The sequence below is a fragment of the Pseudomonas soli genome, assembly GCF_900110655.1.
GTDB lineage: Bacteria > Pseudomonadota > Gammaproteobacteria > Pseudomonadales > Pseudomonadaceae > Aquipseudomonas > Aquipseudomonas soli.
On sequence record NZ_FOEQ01000001.1, the window covers coordinates 218,133 to 232,470 of the forward strand.

The window sequence follows — 14,338 nt, forward strand, 5'->3', positions numbered from 1 at the left end:
TCGAGGGTGGCCTGGCTGGCGATCCGGCCGCTGCGGTTGTCGACCAGCCCCTGGCTGGTGACGGTGATGCCGCGGTTGGCCAGGACCTTGCCAGTGCGGTTGTCCAGGCTGCCGAGGTTCAGGGCCAGGGTGTCGAGGCTGGACAGTTCGCCGGCCTGGTTATCCAGATGGGCCCAGGTGGCGTTCAGCGCGCCCTGGCTGGTGATCTGGCCACGGTCACCGTTGAGCAGCTGCCCACCGGTGAGGGTCATGCGCCCGTCGGCGAACACCTTGCCCTGCTGACGGTTATCCAGGGTCGCGGCATTGACGCTGAGGTCGCGCCCGGCGCTGAGGCTACCGCCCTGGTTGTCCAGGCGGCTGCCGGTGGAGACGCTCAGGTCGCCGCTGGCGATCAGGCGCTGGTTGCGGTTGTCCACGGCACCGGCGCTGATCTTCAGGTCGGCGCCGGCCACGCGCTCACCATCGATGTTGATACCCGCCTGGATACCGCCAAGGTTGCTCAGTTGGCCGCCAGCGTTCAACTGTACCTGGCCCGCGGCAGTCAGCCCCTGGCGGTTGACCAGCTCGCCGCGGCTGTCCAGCTGCAGTTGCTGGCCGGCATGCACCGGCCCCTGCGCATCGATAGCCGCCGCCTGCAGGCGTACATCGCCGCTGGCGCTGGCCTGGGCCATGCGCAACTGGCCGTTGGCCTCGAGCTGGATATCACCGCCGCTGGCGATCATCCGCCCGTCCAGGCGCACGCCGACCCCGGCCTCGGTGCCCACCAGCCTGACCGCACCGGCATACATGCCGCCCAAGGCGCTGGAGTCGATGGCCAGGCTCGGCTTGGCACTGCCGTCATCCTGGCGCGCCGTGGCCGCCAGGGTGCGGGCATCGACATCGTTGCGCCCGGCGACGATGGCCAGGTTGCGCGCCTGGATCTCGGCGTTGATTTTCGTGCTGCGGGCAATCAGCTCGAAGCTGTCGACATTGCTGGCGTTGAGCCCCGCCCCTTCGATGGCGATATGGCCCTGGTCGACCTGATAACGGCTCAGCTGGCCGTTCTCGAGCACCGGCTTGCCGGTGCTGAGCGTGGCCTGTGGCGTGTTGATGAAGCCGCAGCCATCGCAGGTGATGCCGTGGGGGTTGGCGACGATGACATGCGCCCCGCGTCCGGCCACTTCGGTGTAGCCGCGCAGCTGGCTGGCGTTGGCGCCGTTGACCTCGTTGAGGATGACGCTGGCCGCCGTCCCCCGCAGGTTCGGGTTGCCGAGGATGATGCCGCCCAGCTGGGTGGCCTGGGTCCGCTCGGTGGCGTTGTTGAGGATCAGCCCTTGCTGGCCGACGTTGTAGTCGCTGAACTGGTTGTGCGAAAGGCCGCTGCCGTTGGGCGCGGCGATATTGACGATGGGCACGCCGTTGCCCGTCTGCCCCAGGCTGGTGCCCGGCCCGCTGACCATCACGCCTTCGGCGGCCTGTGCCCAAAGCGGCTGCCAGAACATGGCGTTGGCCAGCAGCAGCGCCAGACCGCGCTTGGGCAATCCGCAGAACTGCTCGCGCGGCTGAATTTTGGCCGAGCGTTGGCGGGCCAGGAAGGCAAACAGGCGGACGTCCATGTCAGGTCTCGTGAATCAGGCGGTCAGGTACTCATGCTTGCCAGCGCTACGGCAAGCATGGGCGAAAAAGAGCGTGAGATACTATTTAGCCATCACTGAAGCGTCAAATTAATATCGTCAAAAAATAGTATCTGGATGACGGCACCTGTCCCGCCAGTCGCCCGCGCTGAACTTCCGGCCAGCCAGCGACCTCCACCGCAGGAATCGACTGACAAGGGAACCAAAGGATGAAACCTCTACCCTGCATCCTCTGCGCGACAGCCCTGCTCTGCGCGCAGCCCATCTGGGCCTGCACACCGGAAGAGGCCACGCAGAAAAGAGAGCAATTGGCAGGCTTGGTGAGCCAGCTGACCGAGCAGAACGCTCAAAAGGCCAAGGAGATCAACGACGAGCTCCAACACATGGATCTCGGCACCGCCAGCAAGGACCTGCCGGACAAGTGCCAGTTGATCGACAAGCGCATCCAGGAGCTGAAGGAGGCGGAAAGGAAAACCTGACCGCGCCCGGATCAACGCCGCTGCTGGGCCTGCATGTACTGACGAAGCAACTGGTTGATGCGGGTCTGGTAGCCGGCGCCCTGCTCCTTGAACCAGGTCAGTACATCGGCATCCAGGCGGATGGTCACTGTCTGCTTGGCCGGCACCCGCAGTTCGGCGCGGCGGAAGAAGTCATCGTCGAGTTCGGGGATGTCCGAGGTATCGACCGGGGCTTGGTCTTGCTCACAGCTTCTGGACGGTTTCGACATAGCGCGTTACCTCACGTCGAGTGGCTCTTCTGGCGGAAATGATGCGGATCACATCACCCTGCCGTTCGGTGTAGGCGACCACGCTGACCCAGGCATTGATCCAGCCCATGCCGATCCAGCGTGCCTCCGGGTACTCGAATCGCTCATCCCGCAGCGCCAGCATCGGCTGACGGAGCATCTCGGGCACATCGTTGAAGTCGATACCGTGCTTGCGGATGTTGAGCTGGTTCTTTTCCTCGTCCCATTCAAATCGCACGGGACAATCGTATTTACAGCTGTACATACGCTACTCCTCCTTGACTGCACATGCCAGAGGAGTGTGGCGCTCGGGCGACAAAATGCCCGGGCTGGAAGAGGGTTTGGGAAATGGGCTACGCGCCCTGGGGAAGGAGGTGAAGCAACCCGCCACCGTTGCAGTGGCGGGCTCATTGCAGGAAGTGCTTACTCAGCTGCCGGCTTGCGCTTTTTCAGCGGTGCCAGGCCATCGGCGCTGGCCAGCGGCGCATTGGCCTTCGGCTTGGCGGACGGCTTGCGCTTGGCGGCGCCCTTCTTGTCGGCGCCCGCCTTCTTCTCAGTCTTTTTCTTCTTGGTGCCGGCAGCCTTGCCCGACGCCTTGACCTTTTTCGGACCGTTGTAGGTACCCTTGACCTCCTTGATGACGCGGCGCTCGAACTGCTGCTTGAGGTAGCGTTCGATGCTCGACATCAGGTTCCAGTCGTTGTGGGTGATCAGCGAGATCGCCAGACCTTCGCCGCCGGCACGGCCGGTGCGACCGATACGGTGCACGTACTCGTCGCCGCTGCGTGGCATGTCGAAGTTGATCACCAGGTCGAGGCCGTCGATATCCAGGCCGCGGGCCGCGACGTCAGTGGCCACCAGCACCTTGGAGCCGCCGTCCTTGAAGCGGTCGATGGCCAGCTTGCGGTCTTTCTGGTCCTTCTCGCCGTGCAGGACGAACGCCTTGACCTCCTTGGCCACCAGGTGGCCGTAGATGCGGTCGGCCAGGGCGCGGGTGTTGGTGAAGATGATTGCCTTCTTGTAGGTCTCGTTGGCCAGCAGCCACTGCACGATCTGCTCTTTGTGCTGGTCGTGGTCAGCGGTGATGATCTGCTGGCGGGTGCCTTCGGCGAGCTGCGAGACGCTGTTGAGCATCAGGTGCTCAGGGTCTTTGAGTACCTTGCCGATGATGTCGCGCAATGCCGCGCCACCGGTGGTGGCCGAGAACAGCAGGGTCTGCTTGCGGTTTTCGCACTCTTTGCACAAGCGTTCCATGTCTTCGGCGAAGCCCATGTCGAGCATGCGGTCGGCTTCGTCGAGGATCAGCACGTCAACGTGGGACAGGTCGAGGTTGCCGGCATTGAGCTGCTCGAGCAGTCGGCCTGGGGTGCCGATCAGCACGTCCGGCACCTTGCGCAGCATTGCCGCCTGTTCCTTGAAGTCTTCACCGCCGGTGACCAGCCCCGACTTGATGTAGGTGAACTGCGAGAACAGCTGCACCTGCTTGAGGGTCTGCTGGGCCAGCTCGCGGGTCGGTAGCAGGATCAGCGCACGGATTTCCACGCTCGGGCCGCTGCGGTCGACCAGGCGGTTGAGCAGTGGCAGCACGAAGGCGGCAGTCTTGCCGCTGCCGGTCTGCGCCGTCACCCGCAGGTCACGCCCTTGCAGGGCCAGGGGAATGGCCGCCGCCTGCACCGGGGTCGGCTCGACAAATTTCAGCTCGGCCACGGCTTTGAGCAGGCGTTCGTGCAGGGCGAATTGGGAAAACACGGGGTAACCTCGGGCAAGTGCGAAAAATTCAGTTGCATAGGGTAACGTTTTCCGTGGCCAGAACCGAATTTCTTTTGGCAACTTTGCGCCGATCCACGCTCTAATAACGCTTCGTACCGCAACACAGACCGTTTCCAAGCCCATGGATATCCAACGCTTCTGGCGTGACGCCCTCGACCTCTGGGGCACGCTCGACCAACACCCGCTGCTGCACGCCGCCCTCGGCCTGGCCGTGCTGCTGCTCGTCTCGCTGCTGATCGGCCGCCTGGCCCGCTTCCTGGTGCTGCACTCCAGCCGCCTGCTGGGGCGCCAACAGGCGCTCAGGTGGCTCGACGACCTGCGTCACAACAAGGTGCTCCATCGTCTGGCCCAGACCACTCCATCGCTGGTGGTGCAGTTCGGCCTGAAGCTGGTGCCGGAGCTGTCGGCCGCCGCCCAGCATTTCCTCGGCAATGTCGCCCTGGCCGTGACGCTGCTGTTCATGACCCGCGCCCTGTCCTGCCTGCTCGACGCGCTGCTGGACATCTACGCCCGCACCGAACACGCCCGCACCCGCTCGATCAAGGGCTACATGCAGCTGGCCAAGATGATGCTGTGGATCTTTGCCGCCATTGTCATCGTCGCTACCCTGATCGACCGCTCGCCATTGCTGCTGCTGTCCGGTCTGGGCGCCATGTCGGCGGTGCTGCTGTTGGTGTACAAGGACACCCTGCTGTCGTTCGTCGCCAGCGTGCAACTGACCAGCAACGACATGCTGCATGTCGGCGACTGGATCGAGATGCCCCAGGCCGGCGCCGACGGCGACGTGGTCGACATCACCCTACACACGGTCAAGGTGCAGAACTTCGACAAGACCATTGTCTCCATCCCTACCTGGCGCCTGATGAGCGAGTCTTTCCGCAATTACCGTGGCATGCAGCAGTCCGGCGGGCGGCGGATCAAGCGCAGCTTGTTCATCGATGCCGCGGGCGTACGTTTCCTGACCCAGGAAGAAGAGCAGCGCCTGGGCCAGGTGCGTCTGCTCGGCGACTACCTGGCCGGCAAGCGCCAGGAGCTGCGTGAATGGAACGAAGCCCAGGGCCACAACGCCGGGCTGTCGGCCAACCGCCGACAGTTGACCAATATCGGTACCTTCCGCGCCTTCGCCCTGGCGTACCTGAAGAGCCACCCCAACGTGCACCCGAACATGACCTGCATGGTCCGCCAGATGCAGACCACCGCCGAAGGCGTGCCGCTGGAGATCTACTGCTTCACCACCACCACGGTGTGGGCCGAATACGAGCGCATCCAGGGCGATATCTTCGACTACCTGTTGGCCGTGCTACCGGAGTTCGGGCTGAGCCTTTATCAGCAGCCCAGTGGTAATGACATGCGTGCGGGGCTAGCGGCCAGGCCGCCTTTGGTGACCTCGATGCGGGCATTCGACGAGGCCTGATCTTGGGCGGGCGTAGGATCGGGCTTGTCCCGCGAAAAGGCTGATACGGCCATCGCGGGGGCAAGCCCGCCCCACGAATCGCTGACGAACGGAAAGTTTTTCAGCTGTGCACAATGAACTTGTGTTATCACAAATCATAAAGAAACAATTAGTTACAAGTATTTCAGAATTATTAAACGCCAACCTTCGAGAAATACGAATACCCGCCTCTCCCCGCTTCTCCTAACCTGCAGCGAACAGGTCGCCCCAATGACAGGCGGCACGGTATCGGACAAAGGACTGCGAGCAAGCGATGCGTCAGGACATCTCCCTGGAAAAACCACTCGACGAACCGGACCGCAGCGACCCGGCCGACCGCCGCAAGGCATTGGCCGCTGGCAGCCTGGCCCATGGCGTGCACGATGGCCTGACCGACGTAATCTATGTGCTGCTGCCTATCTGGCAGGCGGCCTTCGGCCTGAGCTATGCCCAGGTCGGCCTGCTGCGCGGCGCCTACGCCGGGATGATGGCCGGCTTCCAGTTGCTGGCCAGCCGCGGCGCGCGCAAATGGGGCCGCGAAACCCTGCTTGTCAGGGGCACTGCCCTAGCGGGCTTCGCCTACCTGCTGGCGGCCCAGGCCACGGACATCAATCTACTGCTGCTGGCGCTCATGATCGGTGGCCTTGGCGCCAGCACCCAGCACCCGCTGGCTTCGGCGCTGGTCTCCGACGCCTACGAGGGCAGCGGGCGGGTCAAGCAGGCACTGGCCCAGTACAACTTCGCCGGGGATATCGGCAAGGCGGTCATCCCCGGCCTGACCGGGGTGGTGCTGGTCTACATCTCCTGGCAGACCAATGCCACCCTGCTCGGCATGCTCGGCATCGCCGCCGCCTTCGCCTTGTGGTGGCTGATGCCGAAGAGCCAGGCGCACGAAGCCGCCAGCAAGAAGACCAAGGTCGCCGACGCGACCGGCACCCCAGCCGGCCTGATGGCGCTGATCGCCACCGGCAGCATCGACAGCGGCGTACGCATGGGCTTTCTGACTTTCCTGCCGTTCCTGCTGCAGAGCAAGGGCGCCAGCACCGAGCACATTGGTCTGGCCCTGGCCCTGCTGTTCATCGGCGGCGCCTTCGGCAAGCTGTTTTGCGGCTACCTGGGCGCGCGCCTGGGGCCGGTGCGCACGGTGATCTGCACGGAAGTGCTGACCGCGCTGCTGATCCTGCTGGCATTGGTATTGCCCTATGGCCCCCTGATGCTGGTGATGCCGCTGATCGGCGTGGCGCTCAACGGCACCTCATCGGTGCTTGGCGGCCTGGTTCCGGATTTCGCCCCACGGGAGCGGCGCGACCGGGTATTCGCCTGGTTCTACACCGGCACCGTTGGGGGTGGCGCCCTCGCCCCGGTGCTGATCGGCGCGATATCCGACCAGGCCGGCGTCACCGAAGGCCTGGTGGTGCTGGCCTGCGTGCTGCTGCTGACCTTGCCGCTGTGCCTGGTGATCTACAACGGCATGAAGGGACTGCCGCGCCGCTGATCCGCAACATCGGTCCAGATCGAGAACAACAAGGACGTGAACCATGAGCAACGGACTGTCGCAACGATCCGCGCGTATCAGCGCGCCCGGCACCTCGAGCATGCGCAGCAAGGCCAACGCCCTGCGTGACGCCGGCATCAAGGTGATCAACTTCGCCGCCGGCGAGCTGTCCAGCGACGCCGCCCCGGACATGCGCCAAGGCGCCATCGCGGCGGTCCACGAACAGTGGAACCGCTACACCCCGCCACTGGGCAATCCGCGGCTGCGTCAGGCCCTGGCCAGCAGCGTCAGCCAGCGCCTGGGCGTCGACTACGACGCCGATGAGATCGCGGTGTCCAGTGGTGCCAAGCAAGCCCTGTTCAACAGCGCCATGGTACTGCTCGATCCGGGTGATGAAGTGATCATCCCGCGGCCCTACTGGGAGACCTTCCCCACCCAGGTCGAACTGACCGGCGCCCGTCCGGTGTTCGTCAACACCAAAGGCGACAACCACAGCCTGCGCGGCGCGGCGGTCAAGGCCGCCGTGTCGCCGCGCAGCAAAGCGATCATCATCAACACCCCCAACAACCCCACCGGGGTGGTCTATGACCCGCGGGAACTGGTCGCCATCGGTGAGCTGGCCCTGAAACACAAGCTCTGGGTGATCTTCGACGAGTGCTACCGCAGCCTGCTGCGCGATGGCCAGCAACATCACAACCTGGTCGCACTGCTGCCCGAGCTCAAGGCCTCGACCATCATCATCGACTCGTTCTCCAAGAGCCAGGCGGTCACCGGCTGGCGCCTGGGCTATGCCTGTGCGCCGAAGGCGGTGATCACGGCCATGCACAACCTGCAGGCCCACACCACCTCCAATCCCAGCAGCCTGGCCCAGTACGCGGCGCTCAACGCACTGCATGGCGACGGTGCGCGGCAGTTCGGTGCGGAGGTCAATGCCCAGCTTGATCGGCAGCTGGCTATCGCCACGGCGCTGCTTGGGAAGCTCGAGTCCATCCGCTTTTCGCCACCGCAGGGCGCGTTCTACCTCTACCTGGATATCACCCGCCTGCTCGGCAAACGCTACCAGGGCGAGGCGATCCGCGACGCCAGCCACCTCTGCGAGCTGTTGCTGACCGAGGCGCGCATCGCCCTGGTGCCTGGCTGCAGCAATGGCGACCCGTGCGCCGTGCGACTGTCCTACTCGGTAAGCCCGCAGGACCTCGAGGAGGGCCTAAGCCGCTTCACCGACTTTATAGCAACGCTTGCCTGACCCCGGACTTTCCACCACCCGCGAGAACATGACATGAAGAAAACGGATTTCATGCTGTCATTCGTCGACCAGGCCCTGACCGATGTGCAGGACAAACGGCTGGCCAGCGCCCTGAAAAAAGGCTTCGAGGTGCACGCCGACCTGCTGGAGGGTTACCTCGACACCTACCAGCGCATCACCGCCAGGCCTTGGTCACGGGAAAGCCTGTGCACCTTCTTCTGTGGCTGGCGCAGCCCGGACGGTGCCGCCCATGCAGTTTCAAGCATCATCGTGCGCTTGCTGCAGGAGTCCGAGGCCATCGACGATCCCCAGGCCCGGCTGCTGTTGCTGGACGCCGCCCGTCACTGCGGCGAGATCATCGTCGAGGACATCGGCCTGGGCGAGATGCACGGCCACCCGCACCACTCCAAGCTGTATGCGCGCATGGCCACCGCCATCTGCGGTTCGGAGGACTGGCGTCTGCAGGACCGCTACCTGAACCCGGTGACCAAGGAATTCTCCACCTGGGTAGGCAGCAAGCGGCCGCTCGCCCCGCAACTGGTCGAGGCCATCGAGATGATGGCGATGACCGAGTTGTTCAATACCGGGGAGTACAACGTGATGACGCCCCTGTGGAAGGACTGGCTCAAGGAGGCGCAAGGCAAGACGGCGGGCGAAGCGCATCGCATCGCCTCGTTCCTCAGCGTGCATTGCGGCGCGGTCGAGGCGCAGCATTTCTTCCATGCCACCAGCGCCCTCGAACTCTATTGCCGCGCCACCCACCAGGCACTGGACCACACCCGCATCGAGGCACTGTCCTGCGAATACGTGAAAAGAGCCTGCGAACACCTGAACAAGATGGAGTCGGTGCTCGCCGCCTGAAGAACACCTCACAACAGGGATGAGGCATATGAACGTGATCAAGCGTGACGCACGCATCGACCTGCGGCAGTTGCTCAGTGAAAAAGCCTGCCTGCGGGTACTCGAGGCACACAGCCCGATCTCGGCCATGCTGGCCAAGAGCGTGCGCCTCGGCGCCGGCGACACCAGCCTGGGCTACGATGCCATCTGGTCCAGCTCGCTGACCGACTCGACCCAGCGCTGCCTGCCGGACATCGAGATTCTCTCGCCCAGCGACCGCCTGGAACGGCTGAACGAAATCCTCGCGGTCTGCGACCTGCCGCTGATCTACGACGCCGACACCGGCGGCAAGATCGAGCATTTCGCCATCCATGTGCAATGGCTGGCCCGCGCCGGGGTGTCGGCGATAGTCATCGAAGACAAATGCGGGCTGAAAAAGAACTCGCTGTTGGGCCTGAGCGTGCATCAGGAGCAGGAAACCGTCGAACACTTCTGCGACAAGATCAGGGTCGGCACCCATCATCGCCAGGGAGGCTCGATGATGATCTTCGCCCGCTGCGAGAGCCTGATCCTGGAAAAAGGCCTGGACGACGCCCTCGCGCGCTGTCGGGCCTACACCCAGGCCGGCGCCGACGGCATCATGATCCACAGCCGCAAGAGCACAGGCGAGGAGATCCTCGAATTCGCCCGCCGCTTCAAGCAGACCCACCCGCACACACCCCTGGTCTGCGTGCCGACCAGCTATCCGCAACTGACCTTCTCGTGCCTGGCCGATGCCGGTTTCAATGCGGTGATCTACGCCAACCACATGCTGCGCGGCGCCTACTCGGCCATGCGCCAGGTCGCCACCAGCATCCTCGAGCACGACCGGGCCTATGAAATCGAGCCGGCCTGCATGCCCATCGATGAAATCCTCAGCCTGGTGCCCGGTACACGATGACCACGCCATCGGGGCCGCTGCACGGCCCCTTTGCCGGTTTTGTTCAGGCGGCGCTCAGGTAGGAAACCAGGTCGGTGACATGCCGAGGCATGCGTTCGAAATGCCTGACCAGCATCATGTGCTGCTGGCGCGCCCAGGTTTCATCGAGGCGTCGGGCCACCAGGCCACAGACATCGAGATAGGGCTGCACCGCCGCATCCGATGCGATACCGATACCGACTCCTTCGGCGATCATCCGGCATAGCGACTCGGCCCCGGACACCTTGATCCTGAACTGGGCCACGATGCCATCGATATCGGCCTGCTGCTCGATCAGACGGCACAATGTGCTGTCGGTCGCCAACCCGACCTGCGGGTGGCGCAGCACGTCGCCCAGGCGCAATGAAGCGCTGGCAACCAATGCGTGATGCCTGGGCAGCACCGCGACATAGTTGAGCACCGGCAGGGTGATCGAGGCGCACCCCTCGACAGGGTCGCTGCCGACCACCACGCCCATGTCAACGGCGCCCTCGCGAATGCCGCGCACGATATCCCCGGCCGTGCGTTGCTGCAGGTCGATGGCGACATTGGCGTGATCGGCGAGATAGCGCACCAACCGGCGCTGGGTCGACTCGAATGCGCTGAAGCCTGCGACATACATGCGCATGCTTGCCCCGTCAGCCTCGTCGCGGTGGTCGAATTCGGCCTTGAGCACTTCGAGCTGGCGCAGGATCTTGCGGGCATGGATCAACAACCGCTGACCTGCCAGGGTCAGCACCAGCCCTTTGTGCTGGCGATGAAAAAGCCCCTCCCCAAGCTCGTTTTCCATCGACTTGATGCGCATGCTGGCGGCCCCTGGCGAGAGGCATGCACGCTTGGCGCCCTGGGTCAGGCTGGGGGACTCGGCGATCTTGATGAACAGTTTCAGGTCGGTCAGGTCAAGGTTCACGGTCTCTTCCTTGTAGTGTCAGGCAAATCCATTGTCGGTACGGGCGATCTTGAGCCGCCTGCGTCCATCTTGCCTGTCGCCGCCGGCCGGGCAAAGCCTGCCTTGGTATTGCCCGCGTGAATGACCAAGGCGCCCATGCGGGCGCCTCTTGCGCAGATATCTCAGCGCGACGAGGCGGTCCCCGGCAGCCCTGCACGCGGACCGCCCAAGCGGCTCAACCAGACCGACGCCAGGATCACCGTACCGCCAATGGCCAGGCGCCCCAGCGGCTCGTCCTGGTTCCAGATGAGCAGATTGAGCAGCAAGCCCACCGGCACATGCAGGTTGTTCATTACCGCAAGAGTGCCGCCGGAAACCAGGCAGGCACCCTTGTTCCACCAGTACAACCCCAATGCAGTCGGACACAGGCCGAGAAACAGCAGCACCAGCCACTGTGTGTCGGTGCTCGGCAGGTGCTGGGCATTGCCAAACAGCAGGAAGGCCGGCAATACCACCAGCAACGCGCCCAGGTAGAAATAGCCGAACCGGCGGTAGTGCGGCAGGTCGCTGGGGTGGCGGGCCACCAGATGGCGGTACAGCACCTGCCCGGCGGCATAGGTGAAGTTGGCCAGCTGCAGCAGCAGGAAACCGATGAAGAACTCGCCGGTAACCGTGTCGAAACGGATCACCGCCGCGCCGGCCACTGCCACCAGGGCGGCAAGCAGCGCCCAGGGATTGAACCGGCGGTTCAGGGCATCCTCGATCAAGGTCACATGCAACGGGGTCAGGATGGTGAACAGCAGTACCTCCGGCACCGTCAGCACGCGGAAGCTGAGGTACAGGCAGACATAGGTGATGCCGTACTGCAGCGCGCCGATCAGCAGCATCGAGCGCATGAAGCGTGGTTCGACCTGGCGCCAGCGGGTCAGTGGCAGGAACACCAACCCGGCCAGCAACACCCGCACCAGCACGGCGAAGTAGCTGTCGACATGGCCGGCCAGGTATTCGCCGATCAGGTTGAAAGAGTACGCCTGGATCAGCGCGACGATTATCAGGTAGCCCATGGTTGGCCCTCGTGGATCAAGGCGGGGACCTTAGCGGGTTGGGCCTGGGCAGTTCAACCATGGGGATTGTGGGGCTGCTGCGCAGCCCATCGCCGGCAAGCCTGCTCCCACACCGACCGCACAATTTTCAAGGACTGCGCTGTATCCATGAGCTGGCTTGTCGGCGATCAGGCCAGCACAGGATGCGCACTTTCTGCGAGCAAAAAAAGCCCGGCCATCTCTATGGCCGGGCAGGCACACCCAAAGGAGCAACAAGGTGTCAGGGTTGGGAATTCGTCGCGGCTCAGGCCACCGCGGCCAGTCTGGCCTTGGCCTGGTTCAGGCCCTTCTCGTGGAACTCGCCGCTCATGTTCAGGCCTTCGGCATGGATGAAGTCCACATCGTGGATACCGATGAAGGCCATCACCTGGCGCAGGTAGGGTTCCTGATGATCGCTGCTGGCACCGGCATGGATACCGCCGCGGGCGGTCAGCACGATGGCGCGCTTGCCATTGAGCAAGCCCTGTGGGCCGGTCGGGGTGTACTTGAAGGTGATGCCAGCGCGCAGCACGTGGTCCAGCCAGGCCTTCAGGGTGCTGGGGATGGTGAAGTTGTACATCGGCGCGGCCATCACCAGCACGTCGGCGGCCAGCAACTCGTCGGTCAGCGCGTTGGAGCGCTCCAGTGCCTCACGCTCTGTGGCGCTGCGCTGCTCCTCGGGTTTCATCCAGCCGCCGAGCAAGTTGGCGTCCAGGTGCGGCACGGGGTTCACCGCCAGGTCGCGCACCGTGATCTCGTCGGCCGGATGCGCCGCTTGCCATTGCTGGATGAAATCCAGGGTCAGTTGGCGAGAAACGGAATCCTGCTGGCGGGCGCTGCTTTCGATGATCAGTACGCGGGACATGTGTGCCTCCATCGGCGGTAAGGGTGGCGATTCGATGGAGGTGAGATTAGAGGTTGACCTATCGATAAAAAAGCGTAAAAAGTGGGATCAACCTATCGATTAACCTGTTTTATTCCGCTTTGCAGTCGAGCACGATGCGCAATTTGATGATCTGCCGGTTGAACTTCGCGGTGACATCCACGCTTCTGCCCGCAGGCACGTTGACCCGGCGCACCCTCGGTGCCTCAGGGCCGTTGCGGAAGGTGACCTTGCACGCCGCCGGCACCTGCCCATAGTTGTTGAGGCTGATCGAGCCGATGTCATAGGCCGTGTCGTAGGCGGTGTAGTCGACCTTGACCCCGGTCAGCTCCTTCTCCACGTCGATCGGGTAAGCCATTGCCCCGAGGGGCAGGCACAACAGCAAAGCCGCACAACATTTCTTCATACGGGCGCTCTCCTTGGGAAGAGCGCAGCTTAGGACAACAGGAGCCCTGGATGAAAGCACCGCGCGTTACCCTGGATCAGTGGCGGACCCTGCAGGCGGTGGTCGACCACGGCGGGTTCGCCCAGGCCGCAGAGGCCCTGCACCGCTCGCAATCGTCGGTGAGCTACACCGTGGCGCGCATGCAGGAGCAACTGGGCGTGCCGCTGCTGCGCATCGATGGGCGCAAGGCGGTGCTGACCGAGGCCGGCAGCGTGCTGCTGCGCCGTTCGCGGCAACTGGTCAAGCAGGCCAGCCAGCTGGAAGACCTGGCCCATCACATGGAGCAGGGTTGGGAAGCCGAAGTGCGCCTGGTGGTCGACGCCGCCTACCCCAGCGCCCGCCTGGTGCGCGCCCTGGCAGCGTTCATGCCGCAGAGTCGCGGGTGCCGGGTGCGCCTGCGCGAAGAGGTGCTGTCCGGCGTCGAGGAAGTGCTGCACGAAGGCATCGCCGACCTTGCCATCAGCAGCTTCAACATCGGTGGCTACCTGGGTACCGAGCTCAGCCCGGTGGAGTTCATCGCCGTCGCCCACCCTGAACACGCCCTGCACCGCATGGGCCGCGAAATCACCTTCCAGGACCTGGAAAGCCAGTTGCAGGTGGTGATCCGCGACTCCGGTCGGGCCCAGCCACGTGATGTCGGCTGGCTAGGCGCCGAGCAGCGCTGGACGGTAGGCAGCCTGGGCACCGCGGCGACCTTCGTCGGCAGCGGCCTGGGCTTTGCCTGGCTGCCCCGGCACATGATCGAGCGCGAGCTGCGCGAAGGCGTGCTCAAGCCCCTGCCGCTGGATCAGGGGGGTAGCCGCCATCCACTGTTCTACCTTTACTCCAGCAAGGAAAAGACCTTGGGCCCGGCCACGCAGATCCTTATCGAACTGCTGCGCAACTTCGACACCGCGCCGCTGGACGTGCCCTTCGCAGCCCCCCCGCAAGCCTGAGAGGA

General features: G+C 64.1%; 15 protein-coding genes. 7 read left to right on the forward strand and 8 right to left on the reverse strand.

Annotated elements, in window-relative coordinates; genetic code table 11:
* On the reverse strand, positions 1–1,595 hold a 1,595-nt coding region (locus tag BMY03_RS00975), incomplete at its 3' end, for a filamentous hemagglutinin N-terminal domain-containing protein (protein ID WP_143067518.1).
* 227 nt (positions 1,596–1,822) lie between these two features.
* Here BMY03_RS00975 and BMY03_RS00980 point away from each other — a divergent pair.
* Complete coding sequence (locus tag BMY03_RS00980) at positions 1,823–2,092, forward strand: hypothetical protein (RefSeq protein WP_094010017.1); 270 nt, start codon at positions 1,823–1,825, stop codon at positions 2,090–2,092.
* Positions 2,093–2,103: 11 nt separating this feature from the next.
* Here BMY03_RS00980 and BMY03_RS00985 read toward each other — a convergent pair whose 3' ends face one another.
* The 3 genes from BMY03_RS00985 to BMY03_RS00995 form a co-directional block, all read right to left on the reverse strand.
* On the reverse strand, positions 2,104–2,340 hold the full coding sequence (locus tag BMY03_RS00985; RefSeq protein WP_094010018.1) for a BrnA antitoxin family protein: 237 nt from the start codon (positions 2,338–2,340) through the stop codon (positions 2,104–2,106).
* Positions 2,315–2,596, reverse strand: coding sequence for a BrnT family toxin (locus BMY03_RS00990; RefSeq protein ID WP_094010352.1), 282 nt, complete (start codon positions 2,594–2,596; stop codon positions 2,315–2,317). Before BMY03_RS00990 ends, BMY03_RS00985 begins: the two co-directional genes overlap by 26 nt.
* A gap of 185 nt (positions 2,597–2,781) precedes the next feature.
* Positions 2,782–4,107: a DEAD/DEAH box helicase gene (locus BMY03_RS00995; protein ID WP_023631179.1), complete on the reverse strand. Its 1,326-nt coding sequence runs from the start codon at positions 4,105–4,107 to the stop codon at positions 2,782–2,784.
* Between the two features lie 142 nt (positions 4,108–4,249).
* Here BMY03_RS00995 and BMY03_RS01000 point away from each other — a divergent pair, with 142 nt between their 5' ends.
* The 5 genes from BMY03_RS01000 (at position 4,250) to aepX (ending at position 10,081) form a co-directional block, all read left to right on the forward strand.
* The gene (locus tag BMY03_RS01000; RefSeq protein ID WP_094010019.1) at positions 4,250–5,542 is read left to right on the forward strand and encodes a mechanosensitive ion channel family protein; all 1,293 of its coding nucleotides are present in this window, start codon (positions 4,250–4,252) and stop codon (positions 5,540–5,542) included.
* Positions 5,543–5,834: 292 nt separating this feature from the next.
* The gene (locus BMY03_RS01005) at positions 5,835–7,055 is read left to right on the forward strand and encodes an MFS transporter (protein WP_094010020.1); all 1,221 of its coding nucleotides are present in this window, start codon (positions 5,835–5,837) and stop codon (positions 7,053–7,055) included.
* Positions 7,056–7,098: 43 nt separating this feature from the next.
* A complete protein-coding gene (locus BMY03_RS01010) occupies positions 7,099–8,301 on the forward strand; it encodes a pyridoxal phosphate-dependent aminotransferase (protein ID WP_094010021.1) in 1,203 nt (400 codons plus the stop codon).
* A 33-nt stretch (positions 8,302–8,334) separates the two neighbouring features.
* On the forward strand, positions 8,335–9,162 hold the full coding sequence (locus tag BMY03_RS01015; protein WP_094010022.1) for a hypothetical protein: 828 nt from the start codon (positions 8,335–8,337) through the stop codon (positions 9,160–9,162).
* A 28-nt stretch (positions 9,163–9,190) separates the two neighbouring features.
* Positions 9,191–10,081 carry a phosphoenolpyruvate mutase gene (gene aepX, locus BMY03_RS01020; protein ID WP_094010023.1) on the forward strand — a complete coding sequence of 297 codons (891 nt, stop codon included), beginning with the start codon at positions 9,191–9,193 and terminating at the stop codon, positions 10,079–10,081.
* A gap of 43 nt (positions 10,082–10,124) precedes the next feature.
* Here the strand turns inward: aepX and BMY03_RS01025 are convergent, their stop codons facing one another.
* The 4 genes from BMY03_RS01025 to BMY03_RS01040 form a co-directional block, all read right to left on the reverse strand.
* Entirely contained in the window at positions 10,125–11,009 is an 885-nt protein-coding gene (locus BMY03_RS01025; RefSeq protein WP_094010024.1) for a LysR family transcriptional regulator, read from the reverse strand.
* Positions 11,010–11,170: 161 nt separating this feature from the next.
* Positions 11,171–12,052 carry a carboxylate/amino acid/amine transporter gene (locus tag BMY03_RS01030; protein WP_094010025.1) on the reverse strand — a complete coding sequence of 294 codons (882 nt, stop codon included), beginning with the start codon at positions 12,050–12,052 and terminating at the stop codon, positions 11,171–11,173.
* Positions 12,053–12,335: 283 nt separating this feature from the next.
* A complete protein-coding gene (locus BMY03_RS01035) occupies positions 12,336–12,935 on the reverse strand; it encodes an FMN-dependent NADH-azoreductase (RefSeq protein WP_023629502.1) in 600 nt (199 codons plus the stop codon).
* Positions 12,936–13,044: 109 nt separating this feature from the next.
* The gene (locus tag BMY03_RS01040) at positions 13,045–13,359 is read right to left on the reverse strand and encodes a hypothetical protein (protein ID WP_023629501.1); all 315 of its coding nucleotides are present in this window, start codon (positions 13,357–13,359) and stop codon (positions 13,045–13,047) included.
* A 50-nt stretch (positions 13,360–13,409) separates the two neighbouring features.
* On the opposite strand from BMY03_RS01040, the gene BMY03_RS01045 reads away from it, so the two are divergent.
* The gene (locus BMY03_RS01045; protein WP_028693074.1) at positions 13,410–14,333 is read left to right on the forward strand and encodes a LysR family transcriptional regulator; all 924 of its coding nucleotides are present in this window, start codon (positions 13,410–13,412) and stop codon (positions 14,331–14,333) included.
* Positions 14,334–14,338 lie beyond the last annotated feature (5 nt).